At 72.3% G+C, this 17,045-nt stretch carries 20 protein-coding genes; 10 read left to right on the top strand and 10 right to left on the bottom strand.

Features of this window, described 5'->3' with window-relative positions:
• The first annotated feature begins 23 nt into the window (after positions 1-23).
• On the top strand, positions 24-794 hold the full coding sequence (locus AB0B50_RS02005) for a sulfite exporter TauE/SafE family protein (RefSeq protein ID WP_362324051.1): 771 nt from the start codon (positions 24-26) through the stop codon (positions 792-794).
• Between the two features lie 40 nt (positions 795-834).
• On the opposite strand, the gene AB0B50_RS02000 is transcribed toward AB0B50_RS02005, so the two are convergent.
• From AB0B50_RS02000 to AB0B50_RS01985, 4 genes are all read right to left on the bottom strand, one after another.
• A complete protein-coding gene (locus tag AB0B50_RS02000; protein ID WP_362324048.1) occupies positions 835-1,356 on the bottom strand; it encodes a TIGR03086 family metal-binding protein in 522 nt (173 codons plus the stop codon).
• Between the two features lie 438 nt (positions 1,357-1,794).
• A complete protein-coding gene (locus tag AB0B50_RS01995; RefSeq protein WP_362324045.1) occupies positions 1,795-2,157 on the bottom strand; it encodes a hypothetical protein in 363 nt (120 codons plus the stop codon).
• Positions 2,154-2,864 (bottom strand): hypothetical protein, encoded by a 711-nt coding sequence (locus AB0B50_RS01990; RefSeq protein ID WP_362324042.1) that lies wholly within the window; start codon positions 2,862-2,864, stop codon positions 2,154-2,156. Before AB0B50_RS01990 ends, AB0B50_RS01995 begins: the two co-directional genes overlap by 4 nt.
• Positions 2,855-3,442 carry a sigma-70 family RNA polymerase sigma factor gene (locus tag AB0B50_RS01985; RefSeq protein WP_362324039.1) on the bottom strand — a complete coding sequence of 196 codons (588 nt, stop codon included), beginning with the start codon at positions 3,440-3,442 and terminating at the stop codon, positions 2,855-2,857. Before AB0B50_RS01985 ends, AB0B50_RS01990 begins: the two co-directional genes overlap by 10 nt.
• A gap of 181 nt (positions 3,443-3,623) precedes the next feature.
• Between AB0B50_RS01985 and AB0B50_RS01980 the strand changes: the two genes are divergently transcribed.
• From AB0B50_RS01980 to AB0B50_RS01965, 4 genes are read left to right on the top strand one after another with little or no spacing between them, the layout of a single operon-like run.
• Positions 3,624-4,130 (top strand): Asp23/Gls24 family envelope stress response protein, encoded by a 507-nt coding sequence (locus tag AB0B50_RS01980; RefSeq protein WP_362324036.1) that lies wholly within the window; start codon positions 3,624-3,626, stop codon positions 4,128-4,130.
• 57 nt (positions 4,131-4,187) lie between these two features.
• Positions 4,188-4,373, top strand: coding sequence for a hypothetical protein (locus AB0B50_RS01975; RefSeq protein ID WP_362324033.1), 186 nt, complete (start codon positions 4,188-4,190; stop codon positions 4,371-4,373).
• Positions 4,370-5,395, top strand: a complete 1,026-nt coding sequence (locus AB0B50_RS01970) for a DUF6286 domain-containing protein (protein WP_362324030.1) — start codon at positions 4,370-4,372, stop codon at positions 5,393-5,395. The genes AB0B50_RS01975 and AB0B50_RS01970 overlap by 4 nt, the downstream gene beginning before the upstream one ends.
• Entirely contained in the window at positions 5,395-5,979 is a 585-nt protein-coding gene (locus tag AB0B50_RS01965; RefSeq protein WP_362324027.1) for a hypothetical protein, read from the top strand. Before AB0B50_RS01970 ends, AB0B50_RS01965 begins: the two co-directional genes overlap by 1 nt.
• 55 nt (positions 5,980-6,034) lie before the next feature.
• Here the strand turns inward: AB0B50_RS01965 and AB0B50_RS01960 are convergent, their stop codons facing one another.
• A complete protein-coding gene (locus AB0B50_RS01960; RefSeq protein ID WP_362324024.1) occupies positions 6,035-6,307 on the bottom strand; it encodes a hypothetical protein in 273 nt (90 codons plus the stop codon).
• 137 nt (positions 6,308-6,444) lie between these two features.
• Here AB0B50_RS01960 and AB0B50_RS01955 point away from each other — a divergent pair, with 137 nt between their 5' ends.
• The 5 genes from AB0B50_RS01955 (at position 6,445) to AB0B50_RS01935 (ending at position 11,662) form a co-directional block, all read left to right on the top strand.
• A complete protein-coding gene (locus AB0B50_RS01955; protein WP_362324021.1) occupies positions 6,445-7,539 on the top strand; it encodes a chemotaxis protein in 1,095 nt (364 codons plus the stop codon).
• Positions 7,540-7,631: 92 nt separating this feature from the next.
• A complete protein-coding gene (locus AB0B50_RS01950; RefSeq protein ID WP_362324018.1) occupies positions 7,632-8,252 on the top strand; it encodes a carbonic anhydrase in 621 nt (206 codons plus the stop codon).
• 8 nt (positions 8,253-8,260) lie between these two features.
• Positions 8,261-8,905, top strand: coding sequence for an L-threonylcarbamoyladenylate synthase (locus AB0B50_RS01945; protein WP_362325026.1), 645 nt, complete (start codon positions 8,261-8,263; stop codon positions 8,903-8,905).
• A gap of 236 nt (positions 8,906-9,141) precedes the next feature.
• Positions 9,142-9,984: a mycofactocin-coupled SDR family oxidoreductase gene (locus AB0B50_RS01940; RefSeq protein ID WP_362324015.1), complete on the top strand. Its 843-nt coding sequence runs from the start codon at positions 9,142-9,144 to the stop codon at positions 9,982-9,984.
• Between the two features lie 34 nt (positions 9,985-10,018).
• Positions 10,019-11,662 carry an amidohydrolase gene (locus tag AB0B50_RS01935; protein WP_362324012.1) on the top strand — a complete coding sequence of 548 codons (1,644 nt, stop codon included), beginning with the start codon at positions 10,019-10,021 and terminating at the stop codon, positions 11,660-11,662.
• On the opposite strand, the gene AB0B50_RS01930 is transcribed toward AB0B50_RS01935, so the two are convergent.
• The 5 genes from AB0B50_RS01930 to AB0B50_RS01910 form a co-directional block, all read right to left on the bottom strand.
• On the bottom strand, positions 11,659-12,993 hold the full coding sequence (locus AB0B50_RS01930) for a serine hydrolase domain-containing protein (RefSeq protein ID WP_362324009.1): 1,335 nt from the start codon (positions 12,991-12,993) through the stop codon (positions 11,659-11,661). The two genes, AB0B50_RS01935 and AB0B50_RS01930, sit on opposite strands and share 4 nt — an antisense overlap.
• A 161-nt stretch (positions 12,994-13,154) precedes the next feature.
• Positions 13,155-13,874 (bottom strand): C39 family peptidase, encoded by a 720-nt coding sequence (locus AB0B50_RS01925; RefSeq protein WP_362324006.1) that lies wholly within the window; start codon positions 13,872-13,874, stop codon positions 13,155-13,157.
• 57 nt (positions 13,875-13,931) lie between these two features.
• Positions 13,932-14,501 (bottom strand): peptidoglycan-binding protein, encoded by a 570-nt coding sequence (locus AB0B50_RS01920; protein WP_362325022.1) that lies wholly within the window; start codon positions 14,499-14,501, stop codon positions 13,932-13,934.
• Between the two features lie 388 nt (positions 14,502-14,889).
• Positions 14,890-15,879, bottom strand: coding sequence for a helix-turn-helix domain-containing protein (locus AB0B50_RS01915; RefSeq protein WP_362324004.1), 990 nt, complete (start codon positions 15,877-15,879; stop codon positions 14,890-14,892).
• A 144-nt stretch (positions 15,880-16,023) separates the two neighbouring features.
• Entirely contained in the window at positions 16,024-16,908 is an 885-nt protein-coding gene (locus AB0B50_RS01910) for an EamA family transporter (RefSeq protein ID WP_362324002.1), read from the bottom strand.
• Between the last annotated feature and the right edge of the window lie 137 nt (positions 16,909-17,045).

Below are 17,045 nucleotides of genomic sequence, written 5' to 3'. Positions count from 1 at the left end.
AGCACCCTCCCGGAGGCTGCGCCATGCCCGCAGGACTCGACGTCCTCACCCTCGCCCTGCTCGCCGTGTTCGGGCTCGCCGGAGGCATCGGCATCACCGCGGTCGGACCGGGCGGCGTGCTGCCCACCATCGGGATGTTCCTGCTGACCGGCCTCGCGCCGCCGGTCGTCGCCGGCACCGCGATCGCCACCCACGTCGTGACCGGCGTCCTCGGCACCGCCGCCTACACGCGCTCCGGGCAGCTCAAGGACCCGGCCACCCGACGCGTGGCCGTCCTCCTGGCCGCGGCCGCGCTCGTCGCGACCCCACTGGGGGTCCTGCTCAACACCCGTGTCTCGGGACGGGAGTTCGGGTCCCTGCTGGCCTGCGCCGTCGCCCTGACAGGCGTCCTGGTGCTGCTGCGGGAGCGCCGCCAGGGCCCCGGGAGGGCACCGGCCACGCTCCCGGCGACGCGGACCGTGGCCATGGGTGCCTCCGTGGCGGTGGCGGCGGGGCTGTTCGGGCTCGGCGGGCCCCTGCTCTGCGTACCGCTGCTCGTGGTGTGCGGGACTCCGGTGCTCGCGGCGCTCGGCGCGGCACAGGCACAGTCCGTGGTGATCGCCGGAACGGGCACGGTCGTGTACGCGCTCAACGGCTCGGTCGACTGGGCCCTCGCGGCCGTCGTCGGTGTCCCGGAGCTGATCGGCGTGGTCATCGGCTGGCGGATCGCCCACGCGGTCCCGGCCGGGCGCCTCAGGTACGCGCTCATCGGCGCACTGCTCCTCATGGCGCCGTACCTGGCACTGCACGGCTGAGACGAAGGGGCGGGGCACGCGCGAAGGCCCCGATCGGAGGCTACGGTCGACGCCCCGTCGCGGCCACCACCCGGTCGAGGAGCGGCGCGTCCGCGGGCACGGCGACCGGCGTCCCCCACAGCTCCGGAAGAGGCGCCTGCGGCACGAAGTCGACCACGTGGGCGTAGCAGGCGTGCAGCGTCCGGCTCGGCAGGTCGAAGAACTGCCCCGTGGCCTGCGCGAGATCCCAGCCGTGCACCACCATCTCGGTCAGTGCGATCCTGCCCCACAGCTCGTTCGGCAGTTCCACTCCCGCCGCGTCCGTGCTCCCCGACCAGGCCGACGGGTCCGCCCAGGCCGCGCCGAGCGCCTTCACCGCCTCGGCGACGTCCGTCCCACCGCCGTCCCCGCCGCCGAGATCCCGACGGGCGAGCGAGGTGAACCCTCGGGCCGCTTCGTCGACGTGGTCGATGAGGTCACGGACGGTGTACCTGGCACACGGGGTGGGGCAGGTGAGCTGCTCGTCGCCCATGCCGTCCAGGACGTAGATCATCTGGCGGCAGGCGGGCTTCAGGTCGATCATGTGCTTCCCCTCGGTCACGCGACGCGTTCAGCGGTGCGGTCAGTCGTGCAAGGGCAGACGGCCGAGAGGGCCACAACTCATCGGAGGGCCGCGAATCTCGGAGGGCTCGACGAGACGACGAGCACGGCCGCCGCGCCGCGGTCCGGGTGCGTGGCGCACAGCGGGTGCTGGACGCGCGCGTACGCCGACCACCAGCCGGCGCTGATCGCGCTCGCCCAGGGCGAGACGGCCGCCCTCTTGTCCGGGGCCGGTGAGACGTACTGGCGTTCCGTGGGGCACCGTCAGTGGGGCATGCCCGAACTGTGCGGCGTACGCGAGACCTGCTGGGACCGGGCGCGGGCCGACGTGGGGGGCGACGAGGCCTTCGCGCGTGCGTTCCGCCGGGGCAGGGGCCGAGCGCGGACCGCACAACCCGCCGACGACCTCGCTAGGGGCGTCTCACACCCGTCCGGTCACGGTCACCGAGACCCTGGGCGTGACCGGCTCCCCCGTGAGGCTCCGCAGGGTCGCGGTGACCGCGGCGCGCACCTCGCGGGTGACCGCCACGGCCTGGCAGTCGCGGTGCAGGACGACATGGACGTCGACCTGCCACCCCTGGGCGCCCTTCCCCCGCGTGACCCGCACTCCGGAGGAGCGCGAGGGACCACCGGTGTCGGCGGGTCGCCCCAGCGCTTTCGTCAACGGGTTGGCGGCACGCAGGAGTTCGGCGATGCCCGGACGGAGAAGGGCGACGCCGGGAGTGCTGAGCACCGCCTCGCCGAGGGCGTCGACCAGGTCACCGGAGGCCATGTGTTCCGTCACGGCTGCCCCACCTCCACACTGTCGTCGATGATGTCGGCGATCGTCACGTCGACGGTCGCGACCCGCATGCCCAGCTCGGCGTCCACGGCCTCGAGCACCCGGTGCCGCACTCTCTCCGCGACCTCCTGAAGATTCCAGGTGAGGGCGACTTCCACCGCCACGCGGATGCTCACCGGCTCCCTCGACGGGCGTCCCGCACCGCCGGGGGCCGAGCCGTCACCGGGACGGCTCTCGATGCGGCAGCTGCCCGCCCGCACGCCCGCCAAGGACTCGGCGGCGGCACGGACGGTTCTCGCCGCCGCGGCCTCCACGACCCACGCGTCCTCGTCCTCCTCGCCGAGCGGGAGCGTCCGTCCCGGCCTCAGTTCGAGACGCACTATGTCCATGACCCGGCCGACGAGCGCGGAAGCGTCCGGCTCCGGCTCCCGGGGCTCGGCCCCGCGCACGGCGGAGACCGCGTCCTCCAGGCTCCGCAGCCTGCTCAGCGCCTCGGCGCAGTGCGGGCACGTGTCGGCGTGCGCGTCGGCCTCGCCGGCTTCCCAGCGCTCCCACACACTCCACAGCTCACGCCCGCAGGGCAGCAGTTCGTCCTGCGAGTGCTCATCCCAGGAGTGCTCGTCCGGGAAGTGCTCGTCCGGGGAGCGACCGCCTTGGGAGGGACCCTCCTGGGGCAGGTCCTCCGCTCGGTTCCCTTCGTTCACCGCCATGCGGACATCGCCTCCGTGAGATAACGCCGTGCCCGAAAGACCCGGCCCCGCACCGCCTCCGGACTGATGCCTACCGTCTCCGCGATGGATTCGTAGGGCAGGCCGTTCAACTCCCGCAGCACCCAGCACACGCGTTGCTCCGGGGACAGTCCCTCCATCGCCTTGGTCAGGTCCGCCACCGCGGCCTGCGACTCGGCCGCCCTCGCGGGAGAGACCGCGTGCTCGGGTGCCTGCGGCTCGGGCACCGCCGCCAGATCGACGGCGGGCCGACGTGCACGCAGCACATTCAGACACCTGTTCGTGACGATCCGGTGCATCCACGTACCGAACTGCGCGTCCCTGCGGAACTCCGGCACCTTGCGCCAGGCGCTCACGAAGGATTCCTGCACCGCGTCCTCAGCCTCCGTCCGACTTCCCAGCAGCCTCGTCGCGAGCCGCAGCAGTCCCGGCGCATGGCGGCGCACGAGCGCCTCGAAGGCCTCCTCGTCGCCCTCCGCGGCTCGCACCGCCAGCAATCCGTCGTCGCGCCACGCGGACGTGTCCGCTTCTCCCGGCGCTCTGTCCCGGTCCCCGGGCACACGCGGCTCCTCTCGCTCAGGTCCTTCTCGTACGACACCTGGAAGGTCACCCGCGTTACGCGGCGCGGGCACGCTACCCGTCGGCCGAAGAAATTCCTCCGAAGCGCGTAACGAAGGCCGGATGTCGGTGTCGGACAAGTGGCAGAGGACGACAGACACCTGACGACGAGGAGATGCCGGTATGGCGACTCAGGAGATCACTTCGAAGGCGACCACGTCCGGTGAGACCACCGCGGCGCGCGGCGGTGTGCCGGGCAGCACCACTCTGACCGGCCGCACCGGAGCCGGCGAGCCCGCCGCCACCCGCGGAAAGACGTCCATCGCCGACGTGGTGGTCGTGAAGATCGCCGGGATGGCGGCGCGGGAGATCCCCGGTGTGTACGACATGGGCGGCGGCCTCTCGCGCACCATCGGCGCGGTCCGCGACCGCGTCCCCGGCGGGCGGCCCAACGTCGGACGCGGCGTGAAGGTCGAGGTCGGCGAGCGGCAGACGGCGATCGACCTGGACATCGTCGTCGAGTACGGCGTGCCCATCACCGACGTGGCCCACGACGTGCGCGAGAACGTCATCTCGGCGGTGGAGCGCATCACCGGCCTGGAGGTCGTCGAGGTCAACGTCGCGGTCAACGACGTACGCCTGCCCGACGACGACACCGCGGAGTCCGCGGGCGAGACGCGCGTGGAGTAGGAACCGCCCGATCGCGCGTTCGGCACTGATGTCTCCTTCTGTGGTGTGAGGTGAGTGGTGAGCACAGCTCTGGTGGGTCTGATCGCCGGGATGGCCCTGGGGTTCGCGGGATGGTTCGGCGGCTTCGGCGCCTTCCTGCTGGTCGCCGCGCTCGGCGCGGTCGGCTTCGTCGTGGGACGCCTCGTCGACGACGGCACGGACATACGAGGGTTCCTCGTCGGCCGTGACCGGGACCGCCGATGAGCGCGCCCGCTGCCGACCACGGCTCGACGATGAGCACGCCCCCTGCCGACCGCGGCTCGACGACGATCGCCGACCGCGCGGTCCGCCGCATCGCCGAACGCGCCGCCACGGAGGCGCTCGCCCCCGGCGACGTCCGCACCGCCAGGAGCGCGGCGACCGTACGCGGCCGCCGCGCGCGGGTGGACGTCACCGTGTCGCTCCCCTACCCCGCGGTCCTGGACGACGCGGGCGAGAAGGTGCGCGCGCACGTCGCCGACCGGACGGCCCGGCTGACCGGGCTCGCCGTGCCGTCCGCACGTGTCCGCGTACGGAGGCTGTCGCGGCGGGACCGGTCCGATGCGGAGCCCCTCGGACCGGCAGAGGCCACGATGCCGGCCGTGCCGGTGGAAGGGCGGTCCGTGGCCCGTCGCCCATGGGCCCAACGCCGCTTTCCCGTCGCGGTGTTGGTCCTGTGCGCCGCCGCGGTCTGCGGCCTGTTCCTGTACGACGTCCTGGCCGTGCACGCGGCCGGGCAGCCGTCCGCCCGCTGGCGGACCCGGCTCATGGAGTGGCTTTCCACCCACGGCCCGGACAGCGGTGCCTGGCCCGGCGTGGTCCTCGCGGGAGCCGTGTTCGCTCTCGGTGTGTGGCTCCTCGTGGTCGCCGTGACACCGGGCGTCCGGAGTCGGCTCCCCATGTCGGCGCCGCTGCCGGGCGTGCGCGCGACTCTGGACCGCCGGGCCGCCGCGGACGCGTTGCGCGATGCCGTGGTCGAGGTGCCCGGCGTCGGGCGGGTCCGGGTCCGTGTCGGGCGCCGCACGGCGCGGATACGTGCCGGGCTCGAGTTCGGCGACCCGGAGGCCGCGCACCGGGCGGTGACGAAGGCCGCGGAGGCGGCGGCCGCCGAGTTCGGCCTGGCCAGGCCTCTGCGGCTGCGGCTCCGCCTTCGTACGGAACCGGAGTGGCGCGCCCCGGCGCCGTCACCGCCGGCCGGTGATCCGACCCCGCAGCCCGGTGACCCAGCGCAGAGGAGCACCCCCTGATGAGCGGACTCCGCGGCACCGCGAACCGCGCTGCTCTTCTCTGCGTGGCGGCGGCTCTGCTGCTTTCGGCGGCCGTACTGGCCTCCGCGACCGCCCTTGTCCGTGACCGACTGCCGTCGGGCTGGCCACGGCTCGGCGCCGACCGCGTCTGGCTCGACCGGGAGACGATCAGCGGCTGGCGCGCCCACGACTGGTGGCCACTCCTTGTGAGCACCGCACTGGCCGTGCTCGTCGCCCTGCTCGTGTCCTTGGCCCTCCTCCAACTCCGGTCGGGACGGCTGCGCGAACTCCCCCTCGGACAGCCCGGCGTCACGTTGACCGGCACAGCCCTGGCCTCCGTCATGGCCGACCGCGCCCGCACGATCGACGGCGTCGCCCGCGCCCACGTACGCCTGCTCGGACGCCCGCGGCGGCTCCGCGCCCGCATCACCCTGGTCCTGGATCCGGGCAGCTCACCGGAAGCGGTGCTGCGCCGTCTCGCGCGGGACACCATCGCCGAGGCGCGAGCGGCGACGGCGCCTCGCACACTGGAGGCGGACGTCCGCATCACCACCCGGACCCACAGGGCGCAACGCCTGCGCTGAGGCCCAACTGGCGCTGGTCCCGGCGCGATCGACCACCGGGGCACCACTCCGCCGACTACCCGGGGTGCCGCTCCGAGCCGCCGGTGATCCAGTCGGCCGCGGCGGCCTCGGCAGGGCCGCGGTCCGTGGTGCTGAACTCCCGGCTCACCGAGGCCCGGAGTTCCTCCGCGTCCTGGATCGATTCCTCGATCTCGTCGGGCGTCAAGGGGCACAGGACCAGCACCGGCCTGCCGACCCGGAGCATCATGTGCGCGATCTTCACCCAGAGCCTGTTGTAGGCGGGCCACACGGATGCGGCCGAGGGCGAGGTGATGTCGATGCCCCTCACGGCCGTGATCCGGGGCCGCTGACCTCGGCAAGGAGCGTGGGGCCGACCGGCACCGACTCGCAGACAGGTGCGTCAGGCACCAGCATGGCTACTGCACGAGCATGGCTCCTGGTCGAACTCTGCGGAAAGGCCCTTGCATGCACCCCGCGCTCAGCTCCGACGTACTTGCCGAGCTGCGGCAGCCCCGTACCTATCCGGCTGTCTCGCTCGTCATGCCGACCCACCGTCGCGAGCCGGACAACGCCCAGGATCCGGTGCGGCTGCGCAATCTCCTGGCCAGGGCGGAGAAGGCCCTCCAGAACGATCCGGCCGTGCCCAGGGAGCGGCGTACGGATGTGCTCCACCAGCTGGAGCAGGCGGTCGCCGAGACGGATCTCGCCCATGCGGAAGAGGGCCTGGTGATCTACGCCGCCCCGGGAGAGCACCGCGTATGGACCGTGGGGCGGTCGGTCCCCGAGCGCTTGGTCGTCGCCGACACCTTCCTCACCCGCAACCTCGTCGCCGCCCAGGCCGCCGAGCAGCCCTACTGGGCGCTGGCCGTCGCGGCGGACCGGGTGTCGCTGTGGAGCGGTGGGCCGGAGCGGGCCGTCGAGCACGCGGGGGACGGCTTCCCGCTGACGCGGAGCCTGGAGGACCCGGACGCGGAGCGCGAGGAACGCATCGGGGACCTGCCGAGCACCTTCCAGGACGAGGACACCCGCACCTTCTTCCGCCAGGCCCACCAGGCTCTGCGCGCCGTCCTCGCCGCCACGCCCCGGCCGCTGTACGTCATCGGTGAGGCGCCCGCGCTCTCGCTGCTCGCGGAGACCGGCCTGCTGGAACAGGGCGCCATGGCCGTCGAGCGCGGCGGGCTCGCCCAAGGACCGGCCGAGGCGGTGCGCCAGGCGGTCGAGCCCGTTCGTCGCACCCGGGACGAGGCGCTGGACGCCTCCACGGCCGCGGAGCTGGACGCGGCGCAGGGGCGGCACGCGTTCGCGGGCGGTCTCGACGAGGTGTGGCGGGCGGCGAAGGAGGGCCGGATCCGTCTTCTGGCGGTCGAGGACCACTACCGCGCCGTCGTACGGGACTACGGCGACCACCTGGAACCCGCGGACCCGTCCGACCTGGACGCGCGCGACGACATCGTGGACGAGATCGTCGAACAGGCGCTGGAGACCGGTGCCGAGGTCCGGTTCGTCGGCGACGAGACCCTGGCCGGGTCCGGCCGCATCGCCGCCGTGCTGCGCTTCTGACCCGGCTCACCAGGTAGGGCATCGGCCGCACCCGCCGTCGCATCGGGGCACCGGCCGAGCGCGCGCAGAAGGCCACTCGTACAGTTGAGCCCATGCCTCGTACTTCTCCCTCGGCCGCTCTCGACACTCTGCTCGCCGGCAACCGGCGTTTCGTCAAGGGCACGCAGGACCACCCCAACCAGGACGCCGCCCGCCGTGCGCAGCTCGCCCCCGGGCAGGAGCCGTTCGCCGTGGTCCTCGGGTGCTCCGACTCCCGGCTCGCCGCCGAGATCATCTTCGACCAAGGGCTCGGGGACCTGTTCGTCGTACGGACCGCGGGACATGTCCTTGGAGCCGAGGTGCTGGGCAGCGTCGAGTACGCCACGAGCGTGCTCGGCTGCCGGCTCGTCGTCGTGCTCGGCCACGACTCGTGCGGCGCGGTCGCGGCCGCCCGCACCGCCGTGGAGGACGGCCTGCCCGCGGCGGGATTCGTCCGGGACATCGTCGAGCGCGTCACGCCGAGCATCCTGGCCGCCCGTGCGGCGGGTCTGACGGAGGACAGCGACATCATCGACGAACACATCCGGCACACCACGAAGCTGCTCATGGACCGCTCCCGCGTCCTGGCGGACCAGGTGGCGTCGGGCGAGGTGGCCGTCGTGGGTCTCGGCTACCGCCTGGCCGAGGGCAACGCACGGCTCGTCACGTCGCACGGCGTCGAACAGGCCGCGTGAACGACCCCATGGCACAGCACTACAACTGCTCGGATCCGTCGGCCCGTTCCGCGGGGGTCGAAGCGGCGGTGGCCGCGGTCGGGCGGGGCGAGCTCGTCGTCCTGCCGACCGACACCGTCTACGGCATCGGCGCCGACGCGTTCGACCCGCGCGCCGTCGCCGGCCTCCTCGCGGCGAAGGGGCGGGGCCGCCACAAGCCCTCCCCCGTCCTCGTCGCCTCGACGGACGCGCTCGGCGACCTCGTCGAGGACCTCCCCGGCCCGGCCGAAGACCTGATCAAGGCGTTCTGGCCGGGCGGTCTGACGCTGGTGCTCCGGCACCGGGCCTCGCTGTCCTGGGACCTCGGCGAGACCGGCGGCACGGTCGCCGTGCGGATGCCGGACCACCCGCTCGCGCTGGAACTCCTGGCCGCGGCGGGCCCGATGGCGGTCTCCAGCGCGAACCTCACCGACCGGCCGTCGCCGGAGGACTGCGAGGCCGCCTTCCGCATGCTGGGCAACTCCGTGGCGGTGTACCTCGACGGCGGCCGGACCGCGGGCCCCGTGTCGTCGTCGATCGTCGACCTCAGCGGAGACACCCCGGTTCTCGTACGGGACGGAGTCCTGCCCGTCGCGGAGCTCACCGAGGTCGTGCCCGACCTGATCGTGCCCTGACCAGCGGACTCGCGGCCCGCGCCGTGACCACCGGTCCCCGCTGCCCCTGTCGCCGATGTGACCGCGTGCGACTGCTGCCGGTCCCCGGCGGGATACAGGTCGACGCCTGTCCGATCGGGCTCAAGAAGGTCGGCCCGGACGCCACCCGCTGAACCCACGTCAGCTCTCGGCCACCCCCGGCTCCGCCCCCGGTGGAAACGCTGGCCAGGCCGACTGCCGCGCGGTACATCACAGACATGACCCATGAGGAACCCCGGACCACGAAGGGACGTCTCGACGGCAAGGTGGCCTTCGTCACCGGCGCGGCCGGAGGGCTCGGCCGCGGCCACGTCCGGCGGATGGCGGAGGAAGGCGCCGACCTGGTCGTCGTGGACATGTGCCGACCGGTCGACACCGTGCCCTACCCGCAGTCGACACCGGATGAGCTCTCCGAGGCGGTCGAGGAAGTGCGCTCCCTGGGCCGCCGCGTCGTGGCACGGCAGACGGACGTGCGCGATCGGGCCGCCCTCCAAGAGGCGTACGACGCCGGGCTCGACGCGTTCGAGCGCATCGACATCGTGGTCGCCAACGCCGGTATCGCACCGCTGCTGGTGGAGGACAGGGTGCAGGCGTGGCACGACGCCATCGACGTCAACCTCACCGGCACCTTCCACACCATCGAGGTGGCCGTCCCTTCGATGATCGAGGCCGAGCGGGGCGGCTCGATCGTGATCGTCAGCTCCACCGCGGGGCTGGTCGGCATCGGCGGGGCCAGCAACGGCGGCCTCGGCTACGCCGCCTCCAAGCACGGTGTGGTCGGACTGATGCGCACGTACGCCAACAACCTCGCCCCGCACAGCATCAGGGTGAACTCCGTGCACCCGACCGGCGTGGCAACGCGCATGGTCGCCGACCCGGCCATGGTCGAGTTCGTCGCCCAGGACCCGATCCTGTCCGAGGGGTCGCCCAACGCCCTTCCGGTGGACACGATCGAGCCGGTCGACGTGGCCAACGCCGTCCTGTGGCTGGCCTCGGACGAGGCCCGCTACGTCACCGGCGTCACGCTGCCCGTCGACGCCGGATTCATCAACCGCCGCTGAGCCGCCGGGCCGGCCGAGCTGGAGGTGGAGCGCCATGACCGAGCGGTACGCGGACACGATTCTGGTGGGTGGACAGGTCAGGACGCCGTCGGGCTGGGCCGACGGCCTCGCCGTACGCGCCGGTGTCATCGAGACGGTCGGCGGCCGTGCGGACGTGCTGCGACAACGCGGCCCCGACACAAGGGTGTTGGACCTGGCGGGCGACACCGTTCTCCCCGGTCTGCACGACCTGCACGTGCACCCCATCTACGCCGGGGTCCGCGAGCGCCGCTGCAAGATCCCGCAGGGCTCGAACCTGGCCGACACCCTCCGCATCGTGGCCGAGCACGTGTCCCGGGCGGCGCCCGGCGCGTGGGTCCTCGGAGGGCAGTGGGACGCGTACGCGCTCGGCGGCACCCCGGATCGGACCATGCTCGACGCCGTCGTCCCCGACCGTCCCGTCCTCCTGGAGGACACCAGCGGACACAGCTCATGGGCGAACAGCGCGGCCCTCGCGATCGCCGGCATCGGCCCCGGCACACCCGATCCGTTGGGCGGCGTCTTCGAGCGGGACGCCGCGGGTCGTCCGACCGGCATACAGCGCGAGACCGCCGCCGACCTGCTCGCCGCCTCGGCCCCCAAACCGGCCGACGAAGAAGTGGAGGCGGCTCTGGAGTGGGCACTCGGGGAAATGCTCTCGTACGGAATCACGTCGTTCACCGAGGCCGCGGTCGGGTTCACCGCGGGGCCGCGGGCCGAGTTGCGCGCCTACACCCGGCTCGCCGCGCGCGGAGCCGTCAAGCAGCGTGTACGCCTGTGTCTCGTGTGGTCGCCCCATGATCCGGCGTGCGAGGAAGTGATCGCGAAGCGGAACCTCTACGCGATCGGTCACCTCGCGCCCGACTGCGTGAAGATCTTCCTCGACGGGGTGCCGACCGACAGCCGCACTGCGGCGATGATCGAGCCCTACAAGGACACGGTGGAGGGGCGGGACGACGAGGCAGGGCGGCACGGGATGCTCGCGATCGCGCCGGCGGTCCTCGACCACGCGGTGACCCGGTTCGACCGGATGGGCATCACGGTCAAGTTCCACGCGGCCGGCGACGCGGCGGTCAGGGCGGCGCTCGGCGCCATCGAGGCCGCGCGCGCGGCCAACGGACACGGTCCGTACATGCACAACGTAGGACACTGCACGTTCGTGGCGAAGAGCGACATCGAGCGCGCGTCGCAGATCGGCGCCACGTTCGAGGTCTCCCCCTACTTGTGGCGCCCCTCCCCCATCTGCTCCGACATCGCGGCCGCCGTCGGCCCAGAAGCGGTCGAACGCGCCTGGCCGGTACGCGAGATGCTCGAGTCCGGCGCGCTGGTCGTGCCGGGCTCTGACTGGTGCGTCGTACCGTCGGTGAACCCGTGGTCCGCCATCGAGACGCTCGTCACCCGGCAGGAGCCGGGAGGCAGCTCCGACTCCTTCGGCGCGTCCCAAGCCATCACGCTGGAGCAGGCCTTCGACCTGTTCACGGTCAACTCCGCGCGCCAGGAAGGAATGACGCACCGCGTCGGGCGCATCGAACCGGGCATGCTCGCCGACATCGTGGTCGTCGGCCAGAACCCCTTCGAGGTGCCGATCACTCAAGTGCACGACACCGAGGTGAAGATGACGTTCGTCGAAGGTGAACCGGCCTACGACGCGGCCCTCTAGCGGCGCAGCTGCTCGGGAGCGACCAGACGGGGCGGCACCGGCGACGCGCCGGGGGTCCGCGCGGCCGGGGCTCCGCTCAGTGCTCCGTCCATGTAGCGGAGCAGCGCGTCGCCGATGGGGTTCGGCAGCGGCGTGCCGTCGTCGCCGAACCGCTCGTACTTCATCAGGTTGTAGCCGATCGCGGCCTGGCGGCGCCCGTCCTCCGTGGACAGCGCCCAGGTCCCGGCCCCGAAGACACCGCCGTCGTGGCCCCAGTACCAGCCGCCGCTGGGCATCTTGATGGTGTACAGGCCGAGGCCGTACCTCATCAACGCCTCGTTCCCCGGCTCCGGCTCGTACGCGGGAACCGTCGTCTTCATCTCCCGCAGCTCCGCCGCGCCCAGCAGCTTCCCGCCGAGGAGCTTGCGGTAGAAGTCGTTGAGGTCGTTCGTCGTGGAGACCATCGCACCGGCCGTCCCGGCCCAGGACATGTCGTAGACGCTGTAGTCGCGTGCCGGTTCTATGGCGCCGTAGAACGACTCGTACATCTTGGCGTGCGGCCCCGAGATGCGGGCCGAGCGCGGGAAGTACGTGTGCTTCAGTCCGGCCTTGCGGATGACGTTCCTGGTGATGTACGTCTCCGGGTCCTGGCCCGTGACCTTCTTCAACAGCAGCCCGGCGATGATGTAGTTGGTGTTCGCGTACGAGTGCGTGCCGCGCGGAACGGGCGGCTCGGCCGCGAGGCCGAGGCGGACCAGCTCCTCGGGGGCCAGCGTGCGGAACCGGCCTTCGTCGAGGGCCTGTCCGGGGTCCGTCACCAGCTTGGGGAAGGCGGGCAGCACGTAGTCCGCGATGCCGCTCGTGTGGTTGAGCAGCATCCGCACCGTCACCTTCCTGCCCCGCTCGCCCGGCACGAGCTCGGGAAGGTAGTCGCCGATCGGGGCGTCCAGGTCGATCCGCCCCTTGGCCACCTGCTGGAGGACGGCCACCGAAGTGAAGCTCTTGGTGATGCTGCCGATCCGGTGCTCGTAGTCGGGGCGCATCGGCCGCCCGCTGTCGACGTCGGCGACGCCTGTCGCGCCGCGCCACCGCTCCGAGCCGTCCCTCACCGATGAGATGGCCCCGTACATCCCCGCCTCGTGGAAGGCGTCGAGGGCGGCGCGCAGTGCCTTCCGGTCGAGGCGGGACGCGGTGGGAGCGGCGTCGGCGGACGCGGTGGCGGGGGCCGACAAGGGAGTGGCGGCCGTCGCCGGAAGCGCACCGACCGCGAGCGACAGGAGGGCCGCCGACGCCACGGCGGCCAGGCGCGCCCTCCTGCGGTCGGGGCGGGGGCGAGGGAGGGTGTGAGGCATGGACGTCCCGTCTCGTCGGGTGTGCTCGGTGGACGCCTCCATCCTCATGTACGCCACACCTACCGCGCCTCCACCCTCTGGACGATCTTGCTCACAGGAAGAGATGACGTTTGTCAGGCGTCAGGGGCGACCGTCGGGGGAGCAACGGTCAGCGGTGCCGGTCAGGCGGCGTAACCCTTCGGCGGTATCAGGCTGGCGAGTTGCTCGAAGGAGAGCCAGTAGATCTGGTTCCCGCTGAAGGACGCGGGGTCGGCGATGAGGACCGTACGGTTCGCCTCGTCGTATCCGATGACCGTGAAGTAGTGGTAAATCGTCTGGTCCGAGGGGTAGCCGGGCGGCTGGTTGCCGGGCGGGGCAACGATGTTGGTCACCAGCGGGTAGTTGTTGTCGATGTCCAGCACGATGTCGTTCCACAGCAGGTCCTTCTGGGCCTGGCTGGGCGGATCGTTCGGCATCTCCTTGGTCTCGTACCAGCCGGTGCCGAGGTTGGCGTTGAGCACGCCGGCCACCTGGCTGATGTGGTCGGTGCCCGCCTCGGTGGTGCCGAGCTGGGCGGCGAGGTCGGCCTGGCTCGGCGGGGCGATGCGGGCGGACAGCGCGATGCGGGTGGCGGCGGGGCCGCACCAGTAACCGGTCTCCTGCACCTGGTAGTCGACGGGGAGCGTGTGGGCGCTCGCGGTACGCGCGCCGTCGACACTCAGGCGGGTGCCCTCCTCGTTGTGACCGCTGACGACCGCGGTCCCGGCCTTCGAGCCGTGGCCGAGCACCTGGACGGCGCGGGAGTGCGCAGAGTGCGCGGAGTCCGCCTGGGCGGCGGTCGGGGCGACGAGGGCGCCGACCGCGGCCGCGGCGACCGCAGTGGAGACAACTCTCTTACGCATAGGGGCTCCTGGGGTGTGGGGTGGCGAAGTGGGGGGGGCGTGAGGTTGCGGCGTCGTTCAGGGGATCGGCGGGACCGACGGGCCTTCCTGCGCGAGCAGGTCACGGGCGAACTGCTCCCACTGCGCGTACCGGTCGGGGTACGCCGAGACCTGCACGGCCTGGCAGACGTCGCCGGGCGGCATCGTCTGCCAGCCGTCGATCTGGATCAGTCCCGGATTGCTGCCGAAGGGGGCGACTCCGTAGAAGGACTTGGACGAGGTGGCGACGTCGGTGATCTGCTCGGGCGTGCCCCAGCCCGTGCTGGGACGCTGCTGGAAGATGCCGAGGGAGTCGTGGTCCACCGGCGTGAGGTAGTTGACGAACTTCGACTCCTGCATGGCCGTCATCAGTGCGATGACCTGGCCCTGTTCGGGGATCTGGGCGCCCTTGCCGACACCTATGACGGTGCGGGCGTTGGCGAGTTCCTCGGGGCCGAGGTCGGCAGCGGTGCGGAAGGTCCGGTGCAGTTCGGCATCGGAGGCGTGCCGCAGCGCTCTCGCGGTCGCGCCGTCGACCGTGCCGGTCCGGGGCAGCCCGTGGCGGTCCTGGAACCACGCGAGGCCGTGGCCTGACGTGGCCGCCGCGATGTCTTCGGGCGGCGCGCCTGCCTGCGCCGCGCCGGGTGCGACGAACAGGGCGCCGACGGCAGTGAGTGCGGCGGCCGTGACCGCGGTGCGGCGCGGAATGCCGCGGCGGGTGGGGGCGGTGGCATGGCCGTGGGTGCTGGTGTGGCCGTGGTTGCTGGTGTGGGGGGTGCGCAAGTCCACTCCTTCGTCGGGTCGTCGGGGTGTCCCCCGGCCCGAGCGCGACGAGGCGTCAACGCCGCGCGCACAGCGCGCTGTTGGGAAGCGGGACGGTGGGGGACGTGCGTGCGACAGCCCGGCCAGCCTCCTGGCATGCCTATGCCATACACAACCGACGAAAGCCCAGGCTTACGGCGCACACCGCGCACCCGACCCGGACCGCCCCGCCCCGCTACCCGCTGTCGCCGCGCTCGCAACTGCGCAGCAGCGCCCGCCCTTCCGCCGTCGCCACATGCAGCGACCGCCCGTGCCCGCGGACCGTCGTCACCAGACCCGCCGCGCGCAGCACCTTCACGTGCTGGCTTATCGCGGGGTGGGTCACCCCCAGGAGGCGGGCGAGTTCGACCGTGGTCGAGCCGGAGCGGACCGCTTCGAGGACGGCGGCGCGGGTGTGCCCGACGAGCGCTCCCAGCGCGCTGTCGTCCGGGCGGCCGTCGGTCGCGGGGCACGTCCAGTCACCCCCGTGCTCGATGGGGTACACCAGCACGGGCGGCAGCGCGCCGTCGGCGAGCGTGATGGGCGTGGGCCAGCAGAAGAACGACGGCTGCAGAATGAGCCCGCGCCCGTCGAGACGCAGCTCGTGGGCGACGGGGTAGTCGACTTCGAGGACCGGTGGCCGCCAGCGGAACTGAGGCCCGAGACCGGCAAGGAGCCCATCGGTGCCGCCGTCGAGGAGGCTGCGCATCCGGAGCATGCGGTCGGCGTCGATGTGGACGCGTACGTGCCGCCAGAACGGCGCGAGCACTTCCAGGTGGTACGAGTGGAGCGCCCGCCCCAACTGCCGCAGGGCGTCGCCGCCGCCCGCCAGCGCGTGCGTCCATCCCGGGAGGCGACGCGATGCGGCCACCCGGCGCAGATCGGCGTGGAGGCGCGGGCGTGGCGTGCGTACGAGTGTGTCGACTGCCGCCTCGAGCGTCTCGCCGCCGCCGTGCGTGGGGGTGAGGAAGTCCGGGGAGTTCCCGTGCGGAGGCAGGAGGGGGGCCAGGAGCCGACTGCTCTCGGGGAGCCGCGGTCGTGCCCAGCGGCGCCACTCGCCGAACACCCTTGCCCCGTCCCGCCGTTGCAGGGTCTGCACACTGTTGCTGATCTCCCAGAGGTGGTCGGGGCCCGGGGCGACCCGTACCCGCGCCAGGTCCTCGGACGTGAAGTACACGCGCAGCATGGCCAGTTGCTCCCCCGTGCCTCGTGGTCGACTCGTTGTGCTCGGCTCGTTGTACTTGACTCGTTGTGCTCGATTCCTTGTACCCGTTGTGTTCGTTGTACTCGATGGGCTCGATGGGCTCGATGGGCTCGACCTCGCAGGCCGTCACGGGCCTCGCGCCGGTCCGGGTGTGAGGAGAGCCCCACCGCACGCGACGACCACCAGGGCCATGGCCAGCCACTGGAGGAGGGTCAACGACTGGCCGAGGACGATCAGTCCGGCGAGCGCCGCAGCCGGTGGGGCGAGGCTCATCAGGACGGAGAAGACGACGGGGGGAATCGTGCGCAGGGCGATGAGTTCGGAGGCGGTGGGCACGACCGAGGACAGCACGGCCACGGCGACGACGAGCCCGGCGTCCCCCGCCTCCGGCAACGTCACGCGCCCGGCCACCAGGCTCACCGGGATGCTCGCCGCGGCGGCGACCGCCATCGCGACAGCCAGTCCGTCGAGCCGCCGGAAGCGTTGCCCTGTCCGCGCGCTGAGCTGGATGTAGCAGGCCCACAGGACCGCGGCGCAGAGCGCGAAGGCCACTCCGGCGGGGTCGAGCCCGCTGAAGCCGTCCTTGCCGAGCAGGAACACCCCCGAGAGCGCGAGCACCGCCCACAGCGGATCGGCCGCGCGCCGGGAGCCGAACAGGGTGAGCGCCAGCGGACCGAGCAGTTCCAGCGTGACGGTCGGCCCCAGGGGCATGTGCCGGATCGCGAGGTAGAAGCAGCTGTTCCAGGCGCACAGCGTCAGACCGAGGAGCCCCGCCACCGCCCAGTCCCCCGTCGTGTGCCCCCGCAGCCTGGGCCGGCAGAGCGCGAGCAGCAGCGCCGCGGAGACCGTGAGCCGCAGGACGAGTACGCCCCAGACGCCCACCCTCGGTATCAGCAGGGCGGCCGCGGCGGATCCGAACTGGACCGCCGCATCGGCGCCGAGCAGCAGGGCAAGGGCACTTGCCCTGCGCCGTACCGGCGTGTCGTACTCGCTGAAATTGCCGACACCCATAGTCACGTCCACCCGAGCACAAAGACACACCCGTCTGAACACATAGTCACGTCCGTCTCATTTGTTCCGAAACTGCGAGTCGGGGCCTCGGCAAAGGGGAATTCGGTGACGCCTGCGACTGAGGATGGCATGGACAT

Origin of the sequence: Streptomyces sp. NPDC041068, assembly GCF_040647455.1 — a bacterium.
Classification (GTDB): domain Bacteria; phylum Actinomycetota; class Actinomycetes; order Streptomycetales; family Streptomycetaceae; genus Streptomyces.
The sequence above is the reverse complement of the archived record's forward strand: the minus strand, read 5'-3'. Positions and strand labels throughout refer to the sequence as shown.

What these genes read in the sequence shown, in the direction of transcription:
- AB0B50_RS02005 (WP_362324051.1), top strand. Translation starts at nt 24, where the DNA reads ATGCCCGCAGGACTCGACGTCCTCACCCTCGCCCTGCTCGCCGTGTTC.
- AB0B50_RS02000 (WP_362324048.1), bottom strand. Translation starts at nt 1,356, where the DNA reads ATGATCGACCTGAAGCCCGCCTGCCGCCAGATGATCTACGTCCTGGAC.
- AB0B50_RS01990 (WP_362324042.1), bottom strand. Translation starts at nt 2,864, where the DNA reads ATGGCGGTGAACGAAGGGAACCGAGCGGAGGACCTGCCCCAGGAGGGT.
- AB0B50_RS01980 (WP_362324036.1), top strand. Translation starts at nt 3,624, where the DNA reads ATGGCGACTCAGGAGATCACTTCGAAGGCGACCACGTCCGGTGAGACC.
- AB0B50_RS01970 (WP_362324030.1), top strand. Translation starts at nt 4,370, where the DNA reads ATGAGCGCGCCCGCTGCCGACCACGGCTCGACGATGAGCACGCCCCCT.
- AB0B50_RS01965 (WP_362324027.1), top strand. Translation starts at nt 5,395, where the DNA reads ATGAGCGGACTCCGCGGCACCGCGAACCGCGCTGCTCTTCTCTGCGTG.
- AB0B50_RS01955 (WP_362324021.1), top strand. Translation starts at nt 6,445, where the DNA reads ATGCACCCCGCGCTCAGCTCCGACGTACTTGCCGAGCTGCGGCAGCCC.
- AB0B50_RS01950 (WP_362324018.1), top strand. Translation starts at nt 7,632, where the DNA reads ATGCCTCGTACTTCTCCCTCGGCCGCTCTCGACACTCTGCTCGCCGGC.
- AB0B50_RS01945 (WP_362325026.1), top strand. Translation starts at nt 8,261, where the DNA reads ATGGCACAGCACTACAACTGCTCGGATCCGTCGGCCCGTTCCGCGGGG.
- AB0B50_RS01940 (WP_362324015.1), top strand. Translation starts at nt 9,142, where the DNA reads ATGACCCATGAGGAACCCCGGACCACGAAGGGACGTCTCGACGGCAAG.
- AB0B50_RS01935 (WP_362324012.1), top strand. Translation starts at nt 10,019, where the DNA reads ATGACCGAGCGGTACGCGGACACGATTCTGGTGGGTGGACAGGTCAGG.
- AB0B50_RS01930 (WP_362324009.1), bottom strand. Translation starts at nt 12,993, where the DNA reads ATGCCTCACACCCTCCCTCGCCCCCGCCCCGACCGCAGGAGGGCGCGC.
- AB0B50_RS01925 (WP_362324006.1), bottom strand. Translation starts at nt 13,874, where the DNA reads ATGCGTAAGAGAGTTGTCTCCACTGCGGTCGCCGCGGCCGCGGTCGGC.
- AB0B50_RS01915 (WP_362324004.1), bottom strand. Translation starts at nt 15,879, where the DNA reads ATGCTGCGCGTGTACTTCACGTCCGAGGACCTGGCGCGGGTACGGGTC.
- AB0B50_RS01910 (WP_362324002.1), bottom strand. Translation starts at nt 16,908, where the DNA reads ATGGGTGTCGGCAATTTCAGCGAGTACGACACGCCGGTACGGCGCAGG.